Here is a 21,818-nt window from a genome sequence, read left to right on the forward strand (position 1 = left end):
ATGTCCACTCCCGCCGCAGAGCCCCCCAAGGGACGGCTGCGCCAGATCGCGCAGGCGTACCGCATCACCAAGCGCTCCGAGAGGTTCATCGGTCTGCGCCTTCTTGCGTGGTTCCTGGTCGTCGGCGCCATCTTCGGCGCGCTCGGCTACCTCATCATGGGCTGGTGGCTGGCGGTGCCGTTCGGCATCCTGTCGGGCTTCCTGGCAGCGGTCATCGTGTTCGGTCGGCGCGCCGAGAAGGCCGCGTACGCCCAGATCGACGGGCAGGTCGGCGCGGCGGCGGGTGCGCTGCAGATGCTCAAGCGCGGCTGGCATGTGAAGTCAGCGGTCGCATTCACCAAGAACCAAGACGTACTCCACCGCGTCGTCGGGCGTCCGGGCATCGTCCTGGTCGGCGAGGGCGTACCCAGCCGCGTACGCAACCTGCTCGCAGCGGAGAAGAAGAAGCACGCACGGGTGGCCGGTGAGGTGCCGATCGTCGACATCATCGTCGGTGACGGCGAAGGCCAGGTGCCGATCCCGAAGCTGATCAAGCACATCCAGAAGTTGCCCAAGTCGACGACTCCGGCCGAGATCACCGAGTTGATGCAGCGCATGCGCGCCCTCGACGCGATGCGCCCGCAGGCTCCCGTACCCCACGGCCCGATGCCCACCTCGATGAAGGGCGCTCGCAAGCTGATGCAGGGCCGCTGAGGGTCCCCGCTTCGAAGAGTTCGCGGACTTTTAGGTGTTGTACGCGCTTGCGCGCACCGAAAAGTCGGCGAACTCTCCTCAGCCCGTCACGCCCGCGAGAAAGTTGCGCAGCGCGGCGTTGAATTCCGCCGGCCGTTCGAGGTTCGGGTAGTGCGCAGTATTGGCGATCGTCGCCACCGATCCGTGCGCGACGGTGTCGGTGAGTTCCGTCGCCATTCGGATGTGGTCGTCGGAGTCGACGCCGCCGACGATCGCGAGCACCGGTACGGCGATCTTCGCGGCCCGTGCACGTACGTCGTCCACTGGGCCAGGAAGCACGGGATCGTCTCCCCCGACGTGGGTCTCGAGCGTGTCACGCACCATGCCATCGACCTGTTGTACGACCTGCGGGTCGACCTGCGACAACTCGCGGTGCGGGCCGGGTACGAACCGCATGAACGCCTCGATCCAGCCCTCGGCGTCGCGTTCGGCCTGCGTACGAGCCCAGGTCTGCAGGATGTCGAGCACCCACGGATCACGGAAGTCGGGTGCGCTCGTGCCCGCGCCGCTGACCGCGAGCGCGCGTACCAACTCGGGGTGCTCGACGGCAGTGTCGACGGCAGTTCCCGCGCCCATCGACACGCCGACCAGCACTGCGGATTCGATCTGGAGTCGTTCGCACAGTTCGGCGAGGTCGTCGCAGTGGCGGAACGGAGCGGTCGGTGTCGACGATCGCCCGTGCCCGCGCGCGTCAACGGCGATGACGCGGTGATCAGACGCGAGCGCGTCGAACTGCGGATCCCACATCCGGTGGTCGACCGCGCCGCCGTGCAACAGGATGACCGTTGGTCCACTGCCTACGTCTCGGTACGCGAGGTGGCCGTCGCTGATCGGCAGGGTCGGGAGTTCTCGTTGGATCAACATGACACCCATGGTGTCATTCTCTCGATACAGTGACAACCAAGGTGTCGTAACCTGGTCTACATGAATGCCGCTCCCCTGTCACCTGACGAGGCCGGCGCGCGGATGCGCGACGTGTTCGACGTCCTGGGCCCGTTGTATCGACGCATCCAGCGCACGGTCGAGAACAGCGAACCGATCGAGGGTGTGTCGGTCGGCGTACGCGCCGTGCTGGACATGCTGCGTACGCACGGACCGATGACGGTGCCGGCGATGGGCAGCTCGCAGGCACTGAGCAGGCAGTTCGTCCAACGCATGGTCAATGACGCACGTGATCGCGGTTGGGTCCGGGCGACCGACAACCCGGCACACCGACGCTCCTCACTGATCGCGCTCACGTCGAGCGGCGAACGTACGATCGCCGCGGTGCTCGCACGAGAACACGCCGTGCTACGCGACGTACCCGGCGACCTCACCTCCGGCGACATCGACACCTGTCTACGCGTTCTCCGCTCGATGCTCGAGCTCGTCAACGAGACCGATGTCGACTGAGGGTCCCCGCTTGGAAGAGTTCGCGGACTTTTAGGTGTTGTACGCGCTTTCGCACACCCAAAAGTCGGCGAACTCTCCGCCGCCTCAGGCCCGTACGGCGATCGAGCCGACCGCTCGGTCATGCAGCCCGCGCTGCCGCTCATCGTTGACCAACGGCGGGACGATCACGCAGATCAACGCGGTACGCACTGCCGCGCGCAGCGGGTCGAGCTGACCACCGTCGAGGCGTAGGATCTTGACGCCCGTGAGGCGCTGCCCGATCGAGTAGCCGAGCAGGCCGGTGAGGATCGAGACCTCGACGAAGAAGGCGAGCAGGTTCCACCAGGAGCTGCTGCTGGACTCCCACACGGGGGTGCCCGCGATCGCGGAGACGGTCAGCAGCGCAACGAACCAGTCGATGAACAACGCGATGATCCGGCGGGGCCAGCCCGCGACCCGCAGCTCTTGGGCTTCCTCGCTCACCCTGGAGACCCTATCGCGCGCCGATCGCCGCTCCGTACCGAGCCGATCGCCGCCGGCCCGGTACGGGTCGATTAGTAACATGGGCGAAACACCCGAGTCATGGTCGAGAAACGGCGTCGCCGTACGTTCAAGTGGCAACGCCACCACGATTCGATGGAACGCCCGCACTCGGGCGAGGAGGCCACATGTTCGCCAACAAGGACGAACTCTTCAGCTACATCCAGGACCACAAGATCGAGTCCGTCGACGTCCGATTCACCGACTTGCCCGGCATCCAGCAGCACTTCAGCGTGCCGATCTCGTCGTTCGGTCCGGAGGTCTTCGACGACGGCCTGATGTTCGACGGTTCGTCCGTACGCGGCTTCCAGGCCATCCACGAGTCAGATATGGCCCTCTTCCCAGATGTCAGCACGGCGTACCTCGACCCGTTCCGGGAGCGCCCGACGCTGGCGATGGAGTTCTTCATCCATGACCCCCTGACCGGCGAGGCGTACTCCCGCGACCCGCGCAACATCGCCCGCAAGGCCGAGGCGTACCTCGCGAGCACCGGCATCGGCGACACCGCGTTCTTCGCGCCCGAGGCGGAGTTCTACATCTTCGACAGCGCGCGCTTCGAGACCTCTGCCAACCGCGGCTACTACGAGATCGACTCGGCCGCGGCGGCTTGGAACACCGGCCAGGAGGAGGAGAACCGCGGCTACAAGGTGCGCTACAAGGGCGGCTACTTCCCCGTCACGCCGACCGACCACTTCGCCGACCTCCGCGGCGACATGGTGGCGCACCTCGAGCAGGCCGGCCTCACGGTCGAACGCGCCCACCACGAGGTCGGTACCGCCGGGCAGGCCGAGATCAACTACCGCTTCGACACGCTCCTGGCCGCCGCCGATGACGTGATGAAGTTCAAGTACATCATCCGCAACACCGCCTGGCAGGCCGGCAAGACGGCGACCTTCATGCCGAAGCCGATCTTCGGCGACAACGGCTCCGGCATGCACTGCCACCAGTCGATCTGGTCCGGCGGCGAGCCGCTGTTCTACGACGAGGCCGGGTACGCCGGGCTCTCGGATATGGCGCGCTACTACATCGGCGGCATCCTGCGCCACGCACCGAGCCTGCTCGCGTTCACCAACCCGACCGTCAACTCGTACCACCGCCTCGTACCCGGCTTCGAGGCACCGGTCAGCCTGGTCTACAGCCAGCGCAACCGCTCGGCGTGCGTACGCATCCCGATCACAGGTGCGAACCCGAAGGCCAAGCGCATCGAGTTCCGCTGCCCCGACCCGTCGGCCAACCCGTACCTCGCGTTTTCCGCGCTGCTGCTCGCCGGCCTCGACGGCATCCGCAACAAGATCGAGCCGCCGGAGCCCATCGACAAGGACCTCTACGAGCTCCCGCCCGATGAGCACGCACAGGTGCAGCAGGTCCCGACGTCGCTGGAGTCCGTACTCGACGCCCTCGAGGACGACCACGAGTTCCTCACCCAGGGCGACGTGTTCACCCCCGACCTGATCGAGACCTGGATCGACTTCAAGCGCACCCAGGAGATCGCACCGCTCGCGCTGCGACCGCATCCGCACGAGTTCGAGATGTACTTCGACATCTGAGCCACCCGCTGGGACCGACGTTTGGGCGCGACACGCGCGGCGTGTCGCGCCCGAACGTCGGCGTCACGGTGGCTCAGCCTTCGCTCGGCGAGGCTGCCCCGGACTTTGCCATCGCGACGACCAACAGCCACAGCGACGGCAGGTAGGCCGGGATCCGTTCGAGTCCGCCAAGTCCGATCCCGACATCAACCCGGGCCAGGAAGAGCACCGTGCACGTCAGCCCCGCGATGCCCGCTGCGATTGTCGCGATCCGCAAGGGGCCGGCCGCTGTACCGCGTGACAGGCCAAGGACCAGCAACCCGACGTTGCCAGCGAAGAAGATGAAAAGCGCCCCGAGGACATGCATGTTCTCGTTTACGTCGGCTGGATAGACGCCAGCCAACACGTACCCGATCCCCGAGGAGGCGATCAATGCCGTCGGGGTACGCAACAATCCGAGTGCCCGGCCGAGGATCAGCGTTCCGACCACGATACCGACGCCGAAGACGACGAACGACACGTTCATCAGGTCGTGCCACGGCGAGCACACGTAGCGGTCGTCAGGCCCCCACGACCCGCTGGTCACATTGCCCAGATCGCTGACGTTGTTCGTTGCCCAACTGTACGGGGTGTCCCATCTACTCTCCACGAGAAGCTGGACGACGAGGAACTGTACGAGGCTGGCGGCGATGACAATCGATCCCGCGGCGTACCTCGTCGAATGCGAAAGAGTCGTAGGCATGGACCTACTCTGCTGATGTTCAAGGTTCGGATACGTCGGGCCACGGAACCAACTAGTCGCGCCTCCGATCAGCCCCTGGTATGACCGCCTGCCATCAGCCCGAGCGTGGACCTATACGGACTCCCGTACCTATCGGATTCCTGGAGACCCGTCGAGCGTTGCGCGCAGCGTCGGCTTGTCGATCTTCCCGACCGGGTTCTTGGGGAGTTCGTCGACGCGGTCGATGCGTACGGGGAGCTTGTACGCGCTCAGGTGCTCGCGACAATGTGCGAGTAGTCCGTCTGCATCGACGTCAGCGCCGGGGCGCAACGACACGAATGCCGTCGGCACCTCCCCGAGGGTGTCGTCGGGCTGCCCGACGACGGCGGCCTCGAGCACCTCGGGGTGTCGGTAGAGCACCGACTCGATCTCCTTGGGGTAGATGTTCTCTCCGCCTCGGATGATCAGATCTTTCACCCGGTCGACGAGCACGAGGTATCCGTCTTCGTCGAATCGCCCGACGTCACCCGTACGCAGCCAGCCGTCGACGATCGTACGAGCGGTCTCGTCGGGCTGGTGGAGGTAACCGGCCATCACCGTTGGCCCCGCGATGACGACTTCGCCGACCTCGCCGGCGGGCAGCGTGGTCCCCTCGGGGTCGATGACACCCACCTGCTGACCGGGCAGCGGTAGCCCGACCGTGCCCGGCTTACGTACTCCGTCGAGCGGGTTGATCGTCGACGCGCACGTCGTCTCAGAAAGCCCGTACCCCTCGACGATCGTCAGGCCGAAACGTTCTTCGAAGGAGGAGATGAGCTGGGCCGGCATCGGCGCGGCACCGCACACGGCGAAGCGCAGAGACGACGTGTCGGGCCGCACCTCGTCCGGGAGCGCGCTGAGCATGGCGTAGATGGCGGGAACCGCAGAGAAGTACGTCGGCCGAAGTCGCTCGACGTCGGAGAAGAAGCGTTCGCGGGAGAACTTGCCCGTGATCGACACGCGCCCGCCGGCCCGTAACGGGGTCAGCGTGCCGAGCACGATGCCGTTGGCGTGGAAGAGCGGCAGGATGAGCAGGCTGTGGTCGTCGGCGGTGATGCCCAGCCACTCGATGAACGACTCGGTCATGGCGTCGAGGTTGCCGTGGGTGAGCATGACACCCTTCGGCTGACCGGTCGTACCGCTCGTGTAGATCAGCATCGCCAGGTCGTCGGCCGACAGCTCAGCGACCGCCGGTCTGCTCGGCGACGTCAGGTCGCCGACGCCGATGGTGGTCACGTCGGCAACGGAGCTCGTACCGTCGGCCGTGACGAGGAGCACCGACCGCGCGTCGTGAACCTGATGCGCCGCCTCGGCCCCGGTGAGCACCGGATTGAGTGGGTTGACCGTCGCGCCGATCCGCCACGCGGCGAACAGCACGACGACGAGCTCAACCCGGTTGTCCAGCTGGACCGCGACGACATCACGCGGGCCGACGCCGTGGTCGACCAACGCCCCGGCCGCCGCGCTGACGCGGGCGGCGAACTCACCGTTGCTCAGGCTCGCCAGGTCATCGGCGAGCGCCGGAGCGTCGGGGTCGTCCGCGACCCGGTCGTTGGGGAGGTTGGCGAAGTGCATGATGTCGTTCCCGTATGTCTCGATCAGTCGACCGTCACGACCGGGGCCTGTACGAGACCGAGGCCGTGTAGCTGGCCGAGCAGCTCTCGGTGTCCGAACGCCTGGCAGCCCGACGCGAAGCCGACCTTCTTCGGCGGCTGCTGGAGCAGCGAGTACGCCGCGTACGCCTGCAGCATGCCGGTCTGCTTGTAGTTCTCCTTGCCGTGGATGACGACATGCGAGCGCCCCAATGGACCCGACGCGTGGACGGAGTCCATGGACTTGTTGACGCGCGGGTTCTCCCGTGGCGGCATCTCGCTCATGACTTGTGAGGCCGTTTCTGCGAGCGCAGCGTACTTCTGCTCGACGCCCATGCCTTCGGTCGCTTGGATGGCGCCGGACACGATCTGCGGAACCGCGAGCATGAGTCCGCGGTTGAACACCCCGCCGAGCGCTCGCACGTTGGCGACCCGCGGGTCCTTGCGGTACCAGACCGGATGCGAGGTGCCGCCCCACGGCAGCGCCAGCGCGACTTCGTGCTGACCCGGGATGTTGAGGTGATAGTGCCCGGCCTCCGGGTCGAACGGCACGTACGCGTTCTGCTCGAGGTAGTGCGCATCGGATAGCGCAGCGTTGAACAGGATGGTCTGAGTCGAGGCGATCGTCGGACTCCCGCCCCAGAAAACCGCGATGTCGAGGGTGTCGAGGCCGGGCTTCTCCAGGGCGATCTCGGCAGCAATCTCGCCGATCGTGTACATCTGCGCCAACCCGGGAGACAGCAGGAGTCCGGCCGCGGCGAAGTCGGCGCCGTACTTCTCGTCGCACGACATGACCCAGTCCTGCTCACCGGTCGTGTCCGCGTAATGCGCACCGGCGGCCAACGACGCCTCGACCACCTCAGGTCCGAAACGGCTGAAGGGGCCGACGGTGTTGAGCACAACCGACGCGCCGGAGAACAGCTTCGTCAGCGCACCGACCTCGTGTTTGGCTTGAACGATCTCGTAGTCGGCGGTCTCGATGCCCGGCACGTGTGCGGCCATCGATCGAGTGAGCTTGTCCTCGTCGCGGCCGGCGGCGAGGAAGGGTACGCCGTACTCGCGGAGGTACTCGCAGATGAGTCGGCCGGTGTATCCGGATGCGCCGTAGACGACGACGGGCTTGTTGCTCATGTTGAGCTCCTTGTTGTTCGGGGGTGCGGAGATGACTGAGCTCGGTGAGTCACATGCCCATGCCGCCGTCGACGGAGAGCGCGACGCCGTTGACGAACGCGGAGTCCTCCGACGCAAGGAAGGCCACCCCGTCGGCGATGTCCTGCTCGGTCGCGAGCCGGCCTGATGGGGTCAGCCCGACCACGGCCGCGACGGCTTCATCGGGCGAGCCGAAGAGCCCGAGCTCGGCGGTGTCTTGAGCAAGTTGCGCACCCATCGCATTGGGTACGAGCCCCGGGCAGACGGTGTTGACCCGTACGCCGTAGCCGAGCCGTCCGGATTCGGCGGCAGCGACCCGCGAAAGCCGGTCGACAGCCGATTTGGAGGCGGAGTACGCCGCGATGCCAGGAAATGCGATGGTCGCCGCAACCGAGGCGACGTTGACGATCGCTCCCCCGGCACCGGCTGGACCTTCTGGCCGCATCGCGCGGAACCCGTGCTTGATGCCGAGCATTGTTCCGACGACGTTGACATTCATGATCTTGCGGACGTTCTCGGGATCGAGATCGACGAACAACTCGGTGATCTCGATACCCGCGTTGTTGACGACGACGTCGAGGCCGCCGAGTGCGGCGATTGCGTCCGGCATCGCCGCCTCCCATGACGCATCGTCGGTGACGTCGAGCTCGACGTACGCGGCTTTGCGACCTTGATCGGTCAAAGAACGTGCGCTGGCGGCGCCGGCGTCGGCATCGATGTCGCCGAGCACAACGGTGGCTCCCCGTGCAGCCACCGTTTCGGCCATCTTGAGCCCGAGTCCGCGGGCGCCACCAGAGATGAGGACCTTCCGGCCGCTCAGATCGCACGTTGCCATTTCGCACTTCCCATCTGCCGTGAAATATGACCAGAGTCACAGCAGACCAGAATTTTGGACAGTTGACAAGAGAAAACTTGACGATCGTCCAATCGATTGGCGAGCATCTGAAGCAACGGGCGCTCGATCGGCGAATACACTCTCGACTAGCAGACGAAGGGGTTCCGGCAGTGGTCACGTACAGCGAGCGGGTCGAGAAGGCCGCCACCGACAAGTTCGGTGCACGCCGCGACCAGCTCGCCGAGTCTGCGCTCAAGACACTCGCCGAGCGTGGCTACGCCAACACCGGTCTGCGCGACATCGCCGAGAACTCCGACTTCTCCCACGGAGTCCTGCACTACTACTTTCGCGACAAGAACGACCTCATCCAGCACTGCGTACGCCAGTACAAGACCGACTGCGCGACCCACTACGACGAGATCGTCGAGACCTCGCAGACAGCCGACGAGCTGATGAGTCGTTTCTGTCCGGCCTTGGCCGGAACCCTCCGCGACGACGCCTCGATGCACCGCCTCTGGTACGACCTGCGCAACCAGAGCATGTTCGACGCAGAGCTCACACCCGTCATCCAGGAGATCGATCACCTGCTGGAGCAGATGATCTGGCGGATCGTCACCCGCTACGCCGAGCTCGCGGAGTCAGAGGTCTCCGTACACCCCGCGCTCGCGTACGCGATGTATGACGGGATGTTCGAGCAGTCGCTCGTGGCCTTTCTGGCAGGCGATCTGGCGGCCCTTGACGCCGTCGAGCAGCACAGCAGGCGGCTGCTGCAACTGCTAGTGCCCTGAGCGACAGTGCGCGGGGCGCCGGTCGCGGGCTGGATCTCACCGTGAGCCTGTTTACAAATTAGGTTCTTGATGGAACACAAATTGTCATTGCGAGCTGATCTCATCAGCGTCAGCGAAACGGCGCCGCAACTTCGATGGCAATCTCCATGCCAGTGCCCGTCAACACAACAAGCGGACATCTGACGGGCCCTGTCGCACCTAGGCTTGATCTTCGTCGCCGCAGTTCTGAGGTCCAACAGCACGGACGACACTCCAAGTGCCTGTCTCCGGGTTCCTAGCCGATGACCACGGTCTGCGACGGCGCCCGACACGCAACGCAGAACGCGATTGCATCAGCGAAAGAACTGCTTGAGGTACGCCCGCAACGGCGGGTCGCACACGTAGATGTACGTGCCAAGCATTCCGCGGGTGAGAAGAACGGCGTAGATGTTTCGGACGAAGGTCAGCACGTCGTCGTCGCTGTACGTCAGGTTGCGTTTTCGGTTGTTCTCCATCCCCTTCGTGTCGAAGTACTCGCTCCGATCAAAGCGGAGTCGCCGAGTGATGGGGTCGAAACGCAGATCGTTGCCGACTATGACTCCCGCATAGTTGAGGTCGTACCCCTGAATCGTATGGATGGATCCGACTTCGTCGGGCGCATTCGGTGAGTTCACCCAATCGACCTCGGCGGAGTTCCATCGCAACTGGACACCGTCAAACTCAAGGTCGTATGCCGTTTTGTCGATACGGCTCCGCCAAGGCCATGCGTACCCGGCGACCAGGCGGGCAAGCCCGACCTCGTCGTCCCGCTGACGTATTGCGGCACGCATCGCGCCAAGATCCTCGAAATGGCGCAGGTCGTAACCGTCAAACTGACGCGGTACGGGTGGGTTCGGCGACAGGACGCTCCGCACGTAGGACACGTAGTCGCTTCCGGCGCCGACGCGCATCTGCGAGGTGAGTGGATACCGCCGGTCCTGTAGTTCAGCGTCACGTGTGAGCGTCTCGATCGCCCGGAGAGGAAGGTCGGCAGGGCGTACAGCCTGTGCAGCATCGACAAGGAAGAGTTGATGGGTGCTCTGCTGCTCGACCCAGTCGAGTTGGGTCAACTCCGGATCGTCAGTCCCAAACAGAGCTCGATTGATATCGCCGAACTGTCGATTCCTGATTCCGGACGACTGATTTGCTCGCTGCTTGAGTCGATGCGTCTCGTCGACGATGAGCAGATCGAATCCTTCTTTGCTCGCTCCGACCTGGAACGGGGTGAGGACCATGTTTGCGTCCAGCCCTGGGGTCTGTTTGAACACCCGTTTGATCGACGTCCGCAGTGACTGCTGCGGTACGACGAGGCCGAAGCGAAATCCCTCGACCAGATCTCGATATCCTTCCAGGAAGAACTCCGACAGCGGTGAGTCACCCGCGATCTCGTCGACCGGCGGGCGCACGTTGGCTGCCACGATGTCCGAGAGCAGCTTCATGAGATAGATCGCGACTACCGTCTTGCCTGTGCCGGGCTCGCCCTGTATAACGATCCGGCTCGACGAACCCGTGCGCAGGTCCTCGAACAGACCATCCAGGATGTCTTCGACCGCCGTCGCTTGGTCCGGTGTGAGTGCCTTGAACGGAGATAGCTTGAAGAGGTCGTCATTGACGATGTCGCGCCTCGACCGAGTGAATACGTCGCTCCCGCGCAGTGCTTCGAAGATCTCCTCGAACGTTTCGCGATAGGCATCGCGCCCGTAATAGTCGGCGTCGGTGATGCCCTCGTTTCCGTTCAGCACCTGGTAACGCCCGTCGCCCGAGAGGAGACGGATCAGGTACGACTCGAGGTCGAGGCAGACTGACTTATTGAACGTCCTATCGAGAACCACCATCGTACGATCCAGTGCAGCTTTGGATGGCGACTCGAGGTGTTGGCGCAACCGCGCAACGACGTTGAGGGACTCGCCGACGTAGACCTTCTCCTCACCATCGAGGATGTAGACGACCGGCCAGTTCGCATACCTGCGGTCCTGCTCCGGAAGACGCACGATCAGCTCGCGTGCGAACTCGAATCTCTCGACTCTAAAGGTCGTCATACTTCGTGCTCCTGCCACGAGCCTTCTCGACCGGATACTTCTCTCGCGTCACAGCGAGCTTGTCGAGCACGATCTGGTCAGGGTCGACACCGAGGCGTGCGGCAAGTAGAAGACAGTACGTAAGGACATCCGCCAGCTCGTCCACGACTCGAGCGCCGGGAGCGTCGTCGCTCCACTGGAAGCACTCCAAGAGTTCGCCGGCCTCAATGACGATGCTCTTTGCGAGGTTCCCGGGCGTGTGGAACTGTGTCCACTCTCGTTCTGCGACAAAGGCCCGCAACTGCTGGTCAACCTCGTCCGCGTTCTTCCCCACCGAAACGCCTCCGATCCGGAACTCGTTTCGGTCGTGTCTATCAGACACTTCCACACAGATCGCAAGCGTCACGCCGTCAGGACGCCGGCTTCATCACACCTGCGGCGTCCGGCGTGTTCTCAGACACGCGATGTTTACAACCGAGCACGTCGCTGTGGCGGGCTTACGACCCGGGACCGTTGACCCAACGCGTCGCTCTGATGCGGCCGATTACGGTCACAAACGAACACACAAGTCTCAGACCGTTCGGCTGGGCGAGCGGATCTGCACGTCACCCACATCGCCGGAAACGACGAGAAGGTGCTAGGACGCAGCGACCAGTTGTGGGGTCTTCGCTTTCCACGCGAGCGGGATGACGGTTGCGAGCAGGCCTATCGCCATCAGCACCAGCCACATGGCTGGGTAGCTGAAGTGTTCGACGACGAAGCCCGCTGCCGGCGGGCCGCACATGAAGCCCAGGAAGAGGCCGAGTGACACCCGACCCGTGGCGCGCCCGATCGAGTCCGCGGGGGTGGCGTTGAGGACGGCGACCATCACGAGCACGTTGGCGGCAAGGGCACTGAAGCCGAACAGCCCGGCGGCCGGCCACACGAGCCAGGTGCCGATGTGCTCGGTCAGCACGATGGCGACCAGTGCTAAGACCGTGATCACGGACAGCCAGCTCATGGGCGTACGAAGGTCGCTCACGTCCTGCACGCCCCTGCCCCACAGGAACCTCGCGATCACGCCGACACCGCCAAGCACGGCGACAACCAGCCCGGCATCGGAGGCGGAGAGGCCGAGCTTCACGTGGGCGTACAGGGGTAGGTAGACGTTCGTCGCCTGAGCGACAGCACCCGCTGCGAAGGCGTACGCGAACAGCCAGGCGACAGCCAAAGTCGGTGGCCCAGAGCCGGAGGGCGCGACCACGCGGCGGCTATCAGAGCCACTCGTCGTTGGCACGGTCGCGAGAATCCCGACGATGGCAACGACACAGCACACGGCGAGCGCGTTGCGCCATCCCCACCAAACCGCGAGCGGAGGCAGCAGGAGTCCCGCCATCAGCTGACTTGCCTGTACGCCGGACTGCTTGATGCCAAGGATCGACCCGCGTCGACGTACGTCTACCCGTTCGAGCAGGTAGCGGTTGGTCGCCGGATTGGCCAGTGCCTGCGCGACGCCCGACAGTACGAGGGCCACCAACAACACCGTCAGTCCGGGAGTGATGGCTGCGCCCAGAGTCGCGACGCCGGAGACCGCAAAGGTCGCGACGAACAGGCCGCGCAGTCCGATCCGGTCGGCGAGCCAGCCGCCAGCCGTGGTCGCCAGGCTCGCCGCGGCGAATACGACCAACCAAAGCTGCCCGTACTGACCGACGGACAGCTCGAGGTCGTCGACGACCAGCGGACCGAGCGCCGCGAGTGCGTAGTGCGTCAAGGGGCCGACGCCCATGGCCATGGCCAGGTAGGCCGCGATGAACCAGGACGCCGGCTGCCTCGACTTCACGACCGGTGTGGCCGGGTCACTTCAGACCGTCGTAGATGACCGAGTCCGGCGGGGTCTTCTTCAGGTAGCCGGTCTCCTGGCCCGCCTTGAACACCGAGGCGATCCCGTCGGACACCTCGCTCGCCGGAACGACATTCATGCGCAAGCGTTCGTCGTTGTTCTCGATCAGGTCCTGGATCACGCCCGCGTCACCATCGGGGATCTCGGCGGCGATGATCTCCGAGGCTTCCTCGGGGTTCTCCATGGTCCAGTCGGCTGCGGCCTTGTACGTGTCGTACATCGCCTGCACCTCGTCGGGATGGTCCTCGGCCCAGTCGGACTGCGCCGCCACCCCGAGGTACGGGATCTCATCGGTGCCGAACTCCGTGCTCCACTTCTGGTCGTCCAGATCGACCGTCTCGATGTCGGAGTTCTTCTCCACCAGCGTCGAGTACGCGGGCTCCCACAGCTGAGTGGCGTCCGTACGCCCCGTCTGCGCCATCGTCGAGAGACCAGCGGTCGTCTGGTTCTGCGTCTCGACGTTGTCGAGAGACAATCCGGCCTTCTCCGCGAACCACTGGAACATCGCGTAGTTCGTCGTACCCGTGGCCGCGGCAAGCGTCTTGCCGTCGAGGTCGGGGAGCGCCTTGATGTCGGACTCCTGCGTGACAACCGTCCCGTAGAAGTCGAACAGGTTGAACAGGTACGTCACATCGGAGTCGCGTTCCGTACGAAGACCTTCCGAGAGCAGCGCCGCGCTCGCACCGACGTCGTAGTGTCCGGCACCGAACTCGGTGTTGTAGTTGTCCGGCGTCGCGTACGTGAAGGTCATGTTGATGTCGTTGTCCTCATCGAGTTTCTGGTCCTCGATGACCGCAGGCAGGAAGGCGCCTAGCGACGGCGCCTGGAACGCGACGACCTTGACCTCGGTCGCATCCGATCCCGAGCAGGCGGTCAGGCTCATCGCCGACACCAGCGCCAGTGCGCCCACGACGGCGGGGGCACGATGCTTGCGAGATTGAAGCCTGGCGAGATATCTGAGTGGGTTGCGGGGCACGGTGTCCTCACTTCTGTGCATGGTGGTCGCCGGATTCGACGACCACCGGGTTACCAATGGATTCAGCCCCCGATTGGTGTTGACCGTTCGGTCGGATACGGCAGTACGTAGGTCACTGGGATGTGTCCGATCCGGCTCGTACGGCCGCGGCTGCGTCGACCGATGAGTACGCCGACGACGCCGGTCACGAGCGCCACTGCACCCGGCACGGCGGCACGTCGAAGCAATGGCAGCGCGATCGTGCGCATGACGTCGAGCTGCTCGCTCGACCCTGCGTCGGCCGCCGAAGCCTGCGGCGTACCGACCGTCTGCGGGCCTGCGGATGGCGTCGCCTCCGCAGCACTACTCGCACCCTGCTCGATCATGGTCTCGAGTCGATTGACGAACTCCTTGACCAGTGAGTCGCTGACCTCGCTGAGCAGGCTCCGACCGAACTGCGCCGCGCGACCGCTGATCGCCAGCTCGGTCGACACATCGACCAGTGTCTGCTCGCCCTCGGGCTTGAGCGAGGCTGTGATGAGCGCACTGGCAGAACCGCTCCCCTTCTCCTCGCTCCCGCGCGCCTCGATCACGGCCCGGCGGCCGACCTCGTCACGCTCACGGAACGACGCAACGCCGCGGTACTTCGCGCTGATCGGTCCGATCCGAGTCGACAGGCCGCCGCGGTACTCCCCCTCGACGACGTCGTCCAGATGCGCACCCGGCAGGCACTTGGCGACCTTCGGCAGGTCGAGAAGCAAGTTCCAGGTGTCTTCGACCGGCAAGGAGACGCGGAACTGGTGGTGGAGTTCGATCATCGTGACGCCTTCTCATCATCGGCCGCCCAGTACGAAACCGGCTGGAGGTTTCGGCTCGTCATCGACTCGACGATCGGACCGTCCTTCTCCGACTCGGCCTTCGCCGTCTTCCACTCTGCATCCTGCTGGAAGCCTTGCCACGCTGATGCCTGAGCGTCGCTGTCCGCGAAGCTGAGCAGATAGAGGATGCGGGTCGGATCGGATTCGTCGGTCCAGAATCCGACGACGTTCAGTCCGTGACGTTCGAACAGCGGCAGGGTTGCGTCGCGGAACCGATCATGCACCTTAGTCTCGGCGCCATCGGTTGCGACGTACTCGCGAAGCTCATAGATCATGCGGACTTCTCCTGTAGGGATGGGGACATGGACTCGGCGGCGCGGTCGAGCGCCTCGGTGACGACGCGCTCGACAAGTGCGCCGGCTACATCCCGCCGATACTCGGCGGTCGCGTGCAGGTCGCCGGTCGGCTCGATACCTACCTGAGCGCGCTCGGCAGCGGCCTCGATCGTGCGTACGTCCGGGCGCTGTCCGAGAAGCAGCGATTCGGCGCTCTCCGCACGGTGCGGCGTACGCTCGACACCGGTGAGGCAGATGCGGGCCTGCTCGACGGTGCCGTCGGCGGCCAGCGTGATCTGTGCTCCCGCGCCGACAAGTGCGAAGTCGCCGCGGCGGCGAGCGACCTCGTCGAATGCAGCACCGGTACGCGCGGGAGCGGGCTTCACCTTGAGCTCTACTAGCATCTCATCGTCGCGAAGGGCCGTTACCAGGTTGGCGACGAAGAAGTCGGCAGCGTCGATCTCCCTGCGGCCTTGCGGACCCGCGACGACCACTACGGCGTCGAGTGCTCGAATCACCGCGGGCATCTCGGCAGCAGGGTCGGCGTGGGCGACGCTGCCTCCGAGTGTTCCCCGAGCGCGGATCGCACGATGCGCGATGTGTGGCAGAGCTTCGGCGATCAGCGGTGCTGACTCGCGTACGGCAGCCGACCGATGCGCACTGTCGTACGTGACCATCGCACCGATCGAAAGTTCATCGACGCTCCGGTGCACGGTCGTCAGTGACGCAATCCGACTCAGATCGATCAGGTGCTCCGGTCGGGCAAGCCGGAAGTTGAGCAGCGGGATGAGGCTCTGGCCGCCGGCCAGCACCTTGCTCTCGTCGCCGTACTTCGCAAGCAGGGCAGTCGCCTCAGCCACGGTCGTCGGCCGGTGCAAGTCGAAGTCGACCGGCTTCATCTCAGCCCCCCGAGGAAGAGCTCGCGAGCATTACCGCCTTCGACCTGTACGCGGGTCTCAGCGTCCAGACCCGCGGCCTCGATGACATTGCGCGGCTTGAGGTCACCGATCGGGAACGGGTAATCGGAGCCGAGCAGCACCTTCTGCGCGCCGACCTTGCCGAGCAGGAACTGCAGCGCATCGGAGTCGAAGACCACCGAGTCGAAGTAGAGCCGGGCGAACGACTCCAGCGGGTCTGCGGTGGAGTCCGGGTTGACCGCGTGGTTCTGCACCAACCGGCCGAGGACGTACGGCAGCGCCGCACCCGCATGTGCCACCAGGATCTTCGCGTTCGGGTACTTCGCGGGTAGTCCCGCGTACAGCAGCCGGGCGAGCGTCACGGTCGTGTCTTCGAGTCGCGCCAGGCCGTTGACCAGGCCGAAATCGTGATACCGCTCGCCGGCTCCGCCGAATCCCGGATGCAGGAAGATGACGGATCCGGTCTCATCGGCCGCCTCCCAGAACGGCGCGTACGCCGAGTCGTCGAGATCACGACCGGCAGCACGGGTCGCCACCATCGCGCCAGGCAGACCCGCCTTGTGGTGTAGGCGAAGTAGCTCGGCGGCGCGTTCCGGCGCCTGTAACGGAACCGTGCCGAGCACGACAAGTCGTTCATCGTTGGCGGCGGCCGCGCGCAGCCCGCCGGTGAGCACCGACGACCACTCAGCGCCTTCGTCGGCCGGGAGTTGGTAGCCGAAGATGTCGAGCCAGCCGCCGACGACCTGCAGGTCGATGCCGTGCTCGTCGAGCCAGTCGGTGCGACGTGCGAGATCCGACAGCCCCGGCGCGACAGGACGCGTCGGCGCCCCACCATTGAACGCCACCCGGTACGTGGACTCGTGTGGCGTCACGTCGATGTTCGGAAAGCGACCGTGACCGCCGACGAGGTCGGTGAGCAGGTCGGTCGGCACCAGGTGAGCGTGTACGTCGATGACGGCATTGCTTGCGTGCGTAGAGGAGTCGGTCACGGGCGGTCCTTCGATTCGTTGCGGACCGCCTGTAGCTCGGTCCAGATGTCGCTCGGTTTGATGGGCAGGGAGTGGATGGGCGCGGCGCTGTGTGCGGTCAGCGCATCGTTGACCGCGCCGGCCACTGCTGCCGGTGCACCCATGTAGCCGGCTTCGCCAACACCCTTCTGGCCATGGGATGTGAATGGCGACGGCGTGCACTGCTCGGCGTCGACGATGTCGGGCACCTCATGGGCGCTGGGAAGCAGGTAGTCCATGAACGACTGCGTCAGCGGCTGGCCGTCGTCGTTGAACGCGAACTGCTCGTACAGCGCGACACCGATTCCGTGCGCGGTGCCGCCGTACACCATTCCGCGTACGACATCGGGATTGACGACGGTGCCGCAGTCGTGGGCGATGAAGTACCGCAGCAGGTCGACTTTCGCCGTACGCGGGTCGATCTCGGCGAGAACTACGTGAACCTCGAACGAGTAGCACGGATAGAGCTGCACTGTGCCGTCCGGCGCGGTCAACGTGCCGGAGCGCGGCGTATGCGCAACGTGGACAACTTCCAGCCCGGGTTGCATTCCCGGAGGCATCAGGTGCTGTTTGCGGTGCGCGATCGCCACGAGCTCGTCCCACCCGAGCGAACGGTCGGGGTCAGCGACGGCGACCACGGAGCGGTCCCGATACTCGACCTCGGCCCGCGCCAGACCGAGCGTCCGCGCGCCGATCTCGCAGAGCTTGTCCTTCAACTCGTGCGCCGCTCCATGGATCGCACGGCCGAGCACAATCGTCATCCGGCTACCGACCGGGCTCTGCGACGGGAACCCGGACAACGAGTCCGCGCGCACGACCGCGACCTGCTCTGGGTGTACCCCGAGCTCCTCGCCGACAAGAGTGGCGACCATCGTCTCGTGCGCCTGACCGGCCGACGAGATGGAGATGATCGCCGTGACCGCGCCCGCCCCGTCGACCCGGATCCGGCAGGCCTCGGGAAAGGTGGACTTGTCGTTCTTCGGGTTCATGATGTTCTCGAAGATCGCGTTGCCGCCACCCGGCTCGAGACACGCGGCAACACCGATGCCCGCAAGCCTTCCGCTCTTCCGCAGCGAGTCGCGCTCCTCAGCCAGGGCAGGCAGCTCAGAGAGCTCGATCGCGCGATCCAAGACGGCGGCGTAGTCGCCCGAGTCGTACTCGGTGCCGCTGGGGATGCGGTACGGGAACTCGTCGGCCTGGATGAAGTTGCGGCGTCGCAGCTCCATCCGGTCCATGCCCAATTCGCGCGCCACCGCATCGACGGCCGCCTCGATCGCATAGTTGGTCGGCGACTGTCCGAACCCGCGTACGGCTACCTGGCCCGTCTTGTTGGTCGTGACCGCCGTTGCGTTGTACTCAGCGCTGGTGATGCGGTACGGACCGACGATCGCTCCGATCGGCTTCGCCAGCTGCAGCGGCGATCGACCCGGGTACGCGCCCTCGTCGTCGAGTACGTCGATGCGGATGTGGGTGAACTCTCCGTCGCCGGTGTACGCGAGCTCGACCTCGAACACCCGGTCGGGTCCGTGAAAGTCCCCGCCGTGCATGTTCTCGCTGCGGTCCTCGATCAGCTTCACGGGTACGCCGAGCTTGCGCGCGAGGAACCCGGCGAGCACACCGTGCTTGATGCCGCGTTTGACGCCGTAACTGCCGCCTACATCGACGTCGAAGTGCACGCGTACTTGGTTTGTGGGGATCCGGAGCGCATCGGCGACCTGGTCGGGGAACTGCGGCATCTGGATCGACGCCCACACGTCGAGCACCTCGCGATGCGGGTCCCACGACGCGACGACGCCGAAGGTTTCCAACGGCACGGTGGAGTTGCGGTTCCAGCGTGTACGCACCGAAACCGACGACGTCGAGCGTTCGCGGTTCTCGTCGACCGGCCCCCACGCGAACTCCCGCTTCGCCATGACGTTCGTGCCGTGGGTCGGGTGGACGAGCGGCGCGTCCGGCTGTGCGGCGCGCTCGGGGTCGAGGATGAACGGAAGCGGTTCGTAGTCGACGTCGACGAGCTCTGCGCCATCTTCGGCGACTGCACGTGAGGTGGCGACGACCGCGGCGACCCACTCCCCTGCGTACCGTGTCGACTCGACGGCCAACGGTCGCCATTGGACCTCGGGTACGTCGAGATACTGCCGCAGTGCTTCGGTGGACTTCGCCAGCTCTGCACCGGTGAGCACCGTCACGACACCGGGCAATTCCAGTGCCTGCTCGACATCGATGCTGACGATTCGGGCGTGCGGGAACGGGCTCGTCACGAGCCCGACATGCACGGTTTCCGGCGGCGTAATGTCCGCGACGTATCGTCCCTTGCCGGTCACGAACCGGCGGTCCTCGCGTACGCGCGACGGTTTCGAGAGGTACGTATGGTCGGCCGCCTCGTTCGAGGCTGCTGCGTTCGGAGTCTCTGTTGGTGCGGTCATCGGCCGACACCATCCACGCTGAGGGCGCTTTCGTCGGTCTGGCTCGCGACCACCTGCTCAACAGCCTCGCGGATCTGCACATAGCCCGTGCAGCGGCAGATGTTGCCTCCGATCGCGTCGTCGATCTCCTCCCGCGAAGGCTGCGCATTCTGATCGACGAGCGCTTGGACCGCGAGCACCATGCCGGGCGTACAGAAGCCGCATTGCAAAGCATGCGTACGACAGAAGGCGTCCTGTACGTCGGTGAGCTCGCCGTCCGGTCCCGACGCGCCCTCGATGGTGGTGATCGCCTGCCCGTCGGCCTGCGCAGCGAGCATGATGCACGAACGCACCGGTTGTCCGTTCAGCAAGACGGTGCAGGCCCCGCACACTCCGTGCTCGCACCCGAGGTGGGTGCCGGTCAGGCCGAGGTCGTCTCGAAGGAAGTCGGCCAGGCTCGTACGGGCAGGTACGCAAGCAGGGCGCTGTTCGCCGTTCACCTCGACGGCTATTTCACATTGGTGGGCCATGTCAGACCTCTTCTGCCGGTTGCGGTGTTTCTGGTCGCCCTTCACGGCGATCTCTGCTGAAGCTGGAGACGAATCGCGCGAAGGCCGTGGGGTTGTCGACGTTTGACAGGTGCCCGGAGTCGGGCACGATCCGGAACTCCGCCTGGGCAATTCCGTCGACGATCTTCTCCGAGAGCGGGCGCGGAGTCTTGTTGTCGCGATCACCCCACAGCACGAGCGTCGGTGCTTCGACCTTTGCGAGTTGATCGTCGATGTCGACCCCGAAGCAGGCGCGTACGGCGGCGATGTAGCTCGCTGCGTCCATCTCGGCGATCGCTCGGCGTACCGACTCGGCACCGGCCGGAATCGGCTCCTCGAAGGTGTCAGCGACGTACTCATCTGCCACCACGGGCATCGGCGCCGCGCTGGCGCGATCGACGAGCGTACGGATCTTCGCCTCGGAGATGTCGCGCGGCAGCGATGCGAAGCTATCCGCAACGACAAGTCCGGCAACGAGCGACGGATGCTTGGCGGCAAAGGCAATCGCCTGGATGCCGCCCAAGGAGACGCCGACGAGCAGCACCGGGTAGCCGTCGATCTTCTGCAGGAGGCGATGAAGGTCGTCGACCCAGTGCTCCACCGACGCCTCTGGTGACGGGTCGGACAGGCCGTGTCCACGACAATCCGGCACGATCACGCGGTGTGCCGTCACGAAGGCGTCGATGCAGTCGTGCCACATCCGCCCGTCGGTGCCGAGGCTGTGCAAGAGCACCATTGTCGGCTGGGCCGGCTCTCCGTACTCGCGATAGGCAAGCGCGTACTCGGTCGAACCGCCCGTGTCTCTGAGGGTCACGAGGCAGACCTACCTGCGCTCGTGAGGACGTCGCTCGGTGCGGCCGGGGTTTCTGCTACCGGCTCCATCGCTGCCAAGATCCTTGTACGCAAGGCCTCTCGATCGGCGTCCGACGCATCGGCGGGGATGGTCACATCGTCGGAGAGGTGGCCGGGCGCGCGGAGCACGAGCACGCGGTTGCCCAGCGAGAGTGCCTCACCGATGTTGTGCGTGATCACGACCCCTGTTTTGCCGCCGCTGCGTACGAGCTCGACGAACTCTGCGCGGAGGTTCTTGGCCGTGATCTCGTCGAGCGCCGAGAACGACTCGTCGCACAGGATCAGCTCGGGATCAACGGCGAACGCCCGCGCCAGCGACACACGCTGGCGCTGCCCTCCCGACAACTGGTGGGGGTACGAACTCTCGCGCCCCTCGAGACCGAGCCTGGCGAGCCAGTCGCGTGCGCGCGGCTCCCACTCCGACTTCTCCACCCCGGCGAACTTCATTCCGACGCAGACGTTCTGCAGTGCCGTGCGCCACGGGAGCAGACGCGCGTCCTGGAAGACCACGGCGACCTTCTGTCGGAACCAGTCGAACTCGGCGTACGGATCGTGGCCTTGTACGCGCACCGTGCCCTGCGTAGGGGCGAACAGCCCGAGGGTCAGGTTGAACATCGTCGACTTGCCACAACCCGTGACTCCGACGACCGAGACGATCTCGTTGCGCGCGATGCTGAAATCGAGGTTGCTGATCGCCTGATGACCCGGGAAGGACTTCTGTACCTGGTCGAACTCGATGATGTTGCCACCGACTGATGTGCTGGCACTCATAG

At 65.2% G+C, this 21,818-nt stretch carries 22 protein-coding genes; 4 read left to right on the forward strand and 18 right to left on the reverse strand.

Annotated elements, in window-relative coordinates; all coding sequences use genetic code 11:
- Positions 1-693 carry a DUF4191 domain-containing protein gene (locus MU582_13510; GenBank protein ID UPK73452.1) on the forward strand — a complete coding sequence of 231 codons (693 nt, stop codon included), beginning with the start codon at positions 1-3 and terminating at the stop codon, positions 691-693.
- Positions 694-771: 78 nt separating this feature from the next.
- Here MU582_13510 and MU582_13515 read toward each other — a convergent pair whose 3' ends face one another.
- Entirely contained in the window at positions 772-1,596 is an 825-nt protein-coding gene (locus tag MU582_13515; GenBank protein UPK73453.1) for an alpha/beta fold hydrolase, read from the reverse strand.
- A gap of 60 nt (positions 1,597-1,656) precedes the next feature.
- On the opposite strand from MU582_13515, the gene MU582_13520 reads away from it, so the two are divergent.
- Positions 1,657-2,124 (forward strand): MarR family transcriptional regulator, encoded by a 468-nt coding sequence (locus MU582_13520; GenBank protein UPK73454.1) that lies wholly within the window; start codon positions 1,657-1,659, stop codon positions 2,122-2,124.
- Between the two features lie 84 nt (positions 2,125-2,208).
- On the opposite strand, the gene MU582_13525 is transcribed toward MU582_13520, so the two are convergent.
- On the reverse strand, positions 2,209-2,586 hold the full coding sequence (locus tag MU582_13525) for an RDD family protein (GenBank protein UPK73455.1): 378 nt from the start codon (positions 2,584-2,586) through the stop codon (positions 2,209-2,211).
- Between the two features lie 185 nt (positions 2,587-2,771).
- Here MU582_13525 and glnA point away from each other — a divergent pair, with 185 nt between their 5' ends.
- Positions 2,772-4,190, forward strand: a complete 1,419-nt coding sequence (glnA, locus tag MU582_13530; GenBank protein UPK73456.1) for a type I glutamate--ammonia ligase — start codon at positions 2,772-2,774, stop codon at positions 4,188-4,190.
- A gap of 73 nt (positions 4,191-4,263) precedes the next feature.
- Here glnA and MU582_13535 read toward each other — a convergent pair whose 3' ends face one another.
- From MU582_13535 to MU582_13550, 4 genes are all read right to left on the reverse strand, one after another.
- A complete protein-coding gene (locus tag MU582_13535; protein ID UPK73457.1) occupies positions 4,264-4,911 on the reverse strand; it encodes a DUF998 domain-containing protein in 648 nt (215 codons plus the stop codon).
- Between the two features lie 129 nt (positions 4,912-5,040).
- Complete coding sequence (locus MU582_13540; GenBank protein UPK73458.1) at positions 5,041-6,504, reverse strand: AMP-binding protein; 1,464 nt, start codon at positions 6,502-6,504, stop codon at positions 5,041-5,043.
- A gap of 23 nt (positions 6,505-6,527) precedes the next feature.
- On the reverse strand, positions 6,528-7,652 hold the full coding sequence (locus MU582_13545; GenBank protein ID UPK73459.1) for a DUF5938 domain-containing protein: 1,125 nt from the start codon (positions 7,650-7,652) through the stop codon (positions 6,528-6,530).
- 49 nt (positions 7,653-7,701) lie between these two features.
- Entirely contained in the window at positions 7,702-8,505 is an 804-nt protein-coding gene (locus MU582_13550; protein UPK73460.1) for an SDR family oxidoreductase, read from the reverse strand.
- Between the two features lie 170 nt (positions 8,506-8,675).
- Between MU582_13550 and MU582_13555 the strand changes: the two genes are divergently transcribed.
- Positions 8,676-9,293 carry a TetR/AcrR family transcriptional regulator gene (locus tag MU582_13555; GenBank protein UPK73461.1) on the forward strand — a complete coding sequence of 206 codons (618 nt, stop codon included), beginning with the start codon at positions 8,676-8,678 and terminating at the stop codon, positions 9,291-9,293.
- Positions 9,294-9,625: 332 nt separating this feature from the next.
- Here MU582_13555 and MU582_13560 read toward each other — a convergent pair whose 3' ends face one another.
- The 12 genes from MU582_13560 to MU582_13615 form a co-directional block, all read right to left on the reverse strand.
- A complete protein-coding gene (locus tag MU582_13560) occupies positions 9,626-11,350 on the reverse strand; it encodes a DUF2075 domain-containing protein (GenBank protein ID UPK73462.1) in 1,725 nt (574 codons plus the stop codon).
- On the reverse strand, positions 11,337-11,735 hold the full coding sequence (locus tag MU582_13565) for a nucleotide pyrophosphohydrolase (GenBank protein ID UPK73463.1): 399 nt from the start codon (positions 11,733-11,735) through the stop codon (positions 11,337-11,339). Before MU582_13565 ends, MU582_13560 begins: the two co-directional genes overlap by 14 nt.
- 231 nt (positions 11,736-11,966) lie before the next feature.
- The gene (locus MU582_13570) at positions 11,967-13,148 is read right to left on the reverse strand and encodes an MFS transporter (protein UPK73464.1); all 1,182 of its coding nucleotides are present in this window, start codon (positions 13,146-13,148) and stop codon (positions 11,967-11,969) included.
- Between the two features lie 16 nt (positions 13,149-13,164).
- Positions 13,165-14,091: an ABC transporter substrate-binding protein gene (locus MU582_13575; protein UPK73465.1), complete on the reverse strand. Its 927-nt coding sequence runs from the start codon at positions 14,089-14,091 to the stop codon at positions 13,165-13,167.
- A 155-nt stretch (positions 14,092-14,246) separates the two neighbouring features.
- Positions 14,247-14,981 (reverse strand): SRPBCC family protein, encoded by a 735-nt coding sequence (locus MU582_13580; GenBank protein UPK73466.1) that lies wholly within the window; start codon positions 14,979-14,981, stop codon positions 14,247-14,249.
- The gene (locus tag MU582_13585) at positions 14,978-15,316 is read right to left on the reverse strand and encodes an NIPSNAP family protein (protein ID UPK73467.1); all 339 of its coding nucleotides are present in this window, start codon (positions 15,314-15,316) and stop codon (positions 14,978-14,980) included. The genes MU582_13580 and MU582_13585 overlap by 4 nt, the downstream gene beginning before the upstream one ends.
- On the reverse strand, positions 15,313-16,215 hold the full coding sequence (locus MU582_13590; GenBank protein ID UPK73468.1) for a xanthine dehydrogenase family protein subunit M: 903 nt from the start codon (positions 16,213-16,215) through the stop codon (positions 15,313-15,315). The genes MU582_13585 and MU582_13590 overlap by 4 nt, the downstream gene beginning before the upstream one ends.
- Entirely contained in the window at positions 16,212-17,222 is a 1,011-nt protein-coding gene (locus tag MU582_13595) for an amidohydrolase family protein (GenBank protein ID UPK73469.1), read from the reverse strand. The genes MU582_13590 and MU582_13595 overlap by 4 nt, the downstream gene beginning before the upstream one ends.
- Positions 17,219-19,666, reverse strand: coding sequence for a xanthine dehydrogenase family protein molybdopterin-binding subunit (locus tag MU582_13600; protein UPK73470.1), 2,448 nt, complete (start codon positions 19,664-19,666; stop codon positions 17,219-17,221). Before MU582_13600 ends, MU582_13595 begins: the two co-directional genes overlap by 4 nt.
- Positions 19,663-20,175 (reverse strand): (2Fe-2S)-binding protein, encoded by a 513-nt coding sequence (locus tag MU582_13605; GenBank protein ID UPK73471.1) that lies wholly within the window; start codon positions 20,173-20,175, stop codon positions 19,663-19,665. Before MU582_13605 ends, MU582_13600 begins: the two co-directional genes overlap by 4 nt.
- 1 nt (position 20,176) lies before the next feature.
- Positions 20,177-21,007 carry an alpha/beta fold hydrolase gene (locus MU582_13610; GenBank protein UPK73472.1) on the reverse strand — a complete coding sequence of 277 codons (831 nt, stop codon included), beginning with the start codon at positions 21,005-21,007 and terminating at the stop codon, positions 20,177-20,179.
- Positions 21,004-21,816: an ATP-binding cassette domain-containing protein gene (locus tag MU582_13615; protein ID UPK73473.1), complete on the reverse strand. Its 813-nt coding sequence runs from the start codon at positions 21,814-21,816 to the stop codon at positions 21,004-21,006. The genes MU582_13610 and MU582_13615 overlap by 4 nt, the downstream gene beginning before the upstream one ends.
- Between the last annotated feature and the right edge of the window lie 2 nt (positions 21,817-21,818).

This window comes from Nocardioidaceae bacterium SCSIO 66511, assembly GCA_023100825.1.
Classification (GTDB): Bacteria; Actinomycetota; Actinomycetes; order Propionibacteriales; family Nocardioidaceae; genus Solicola.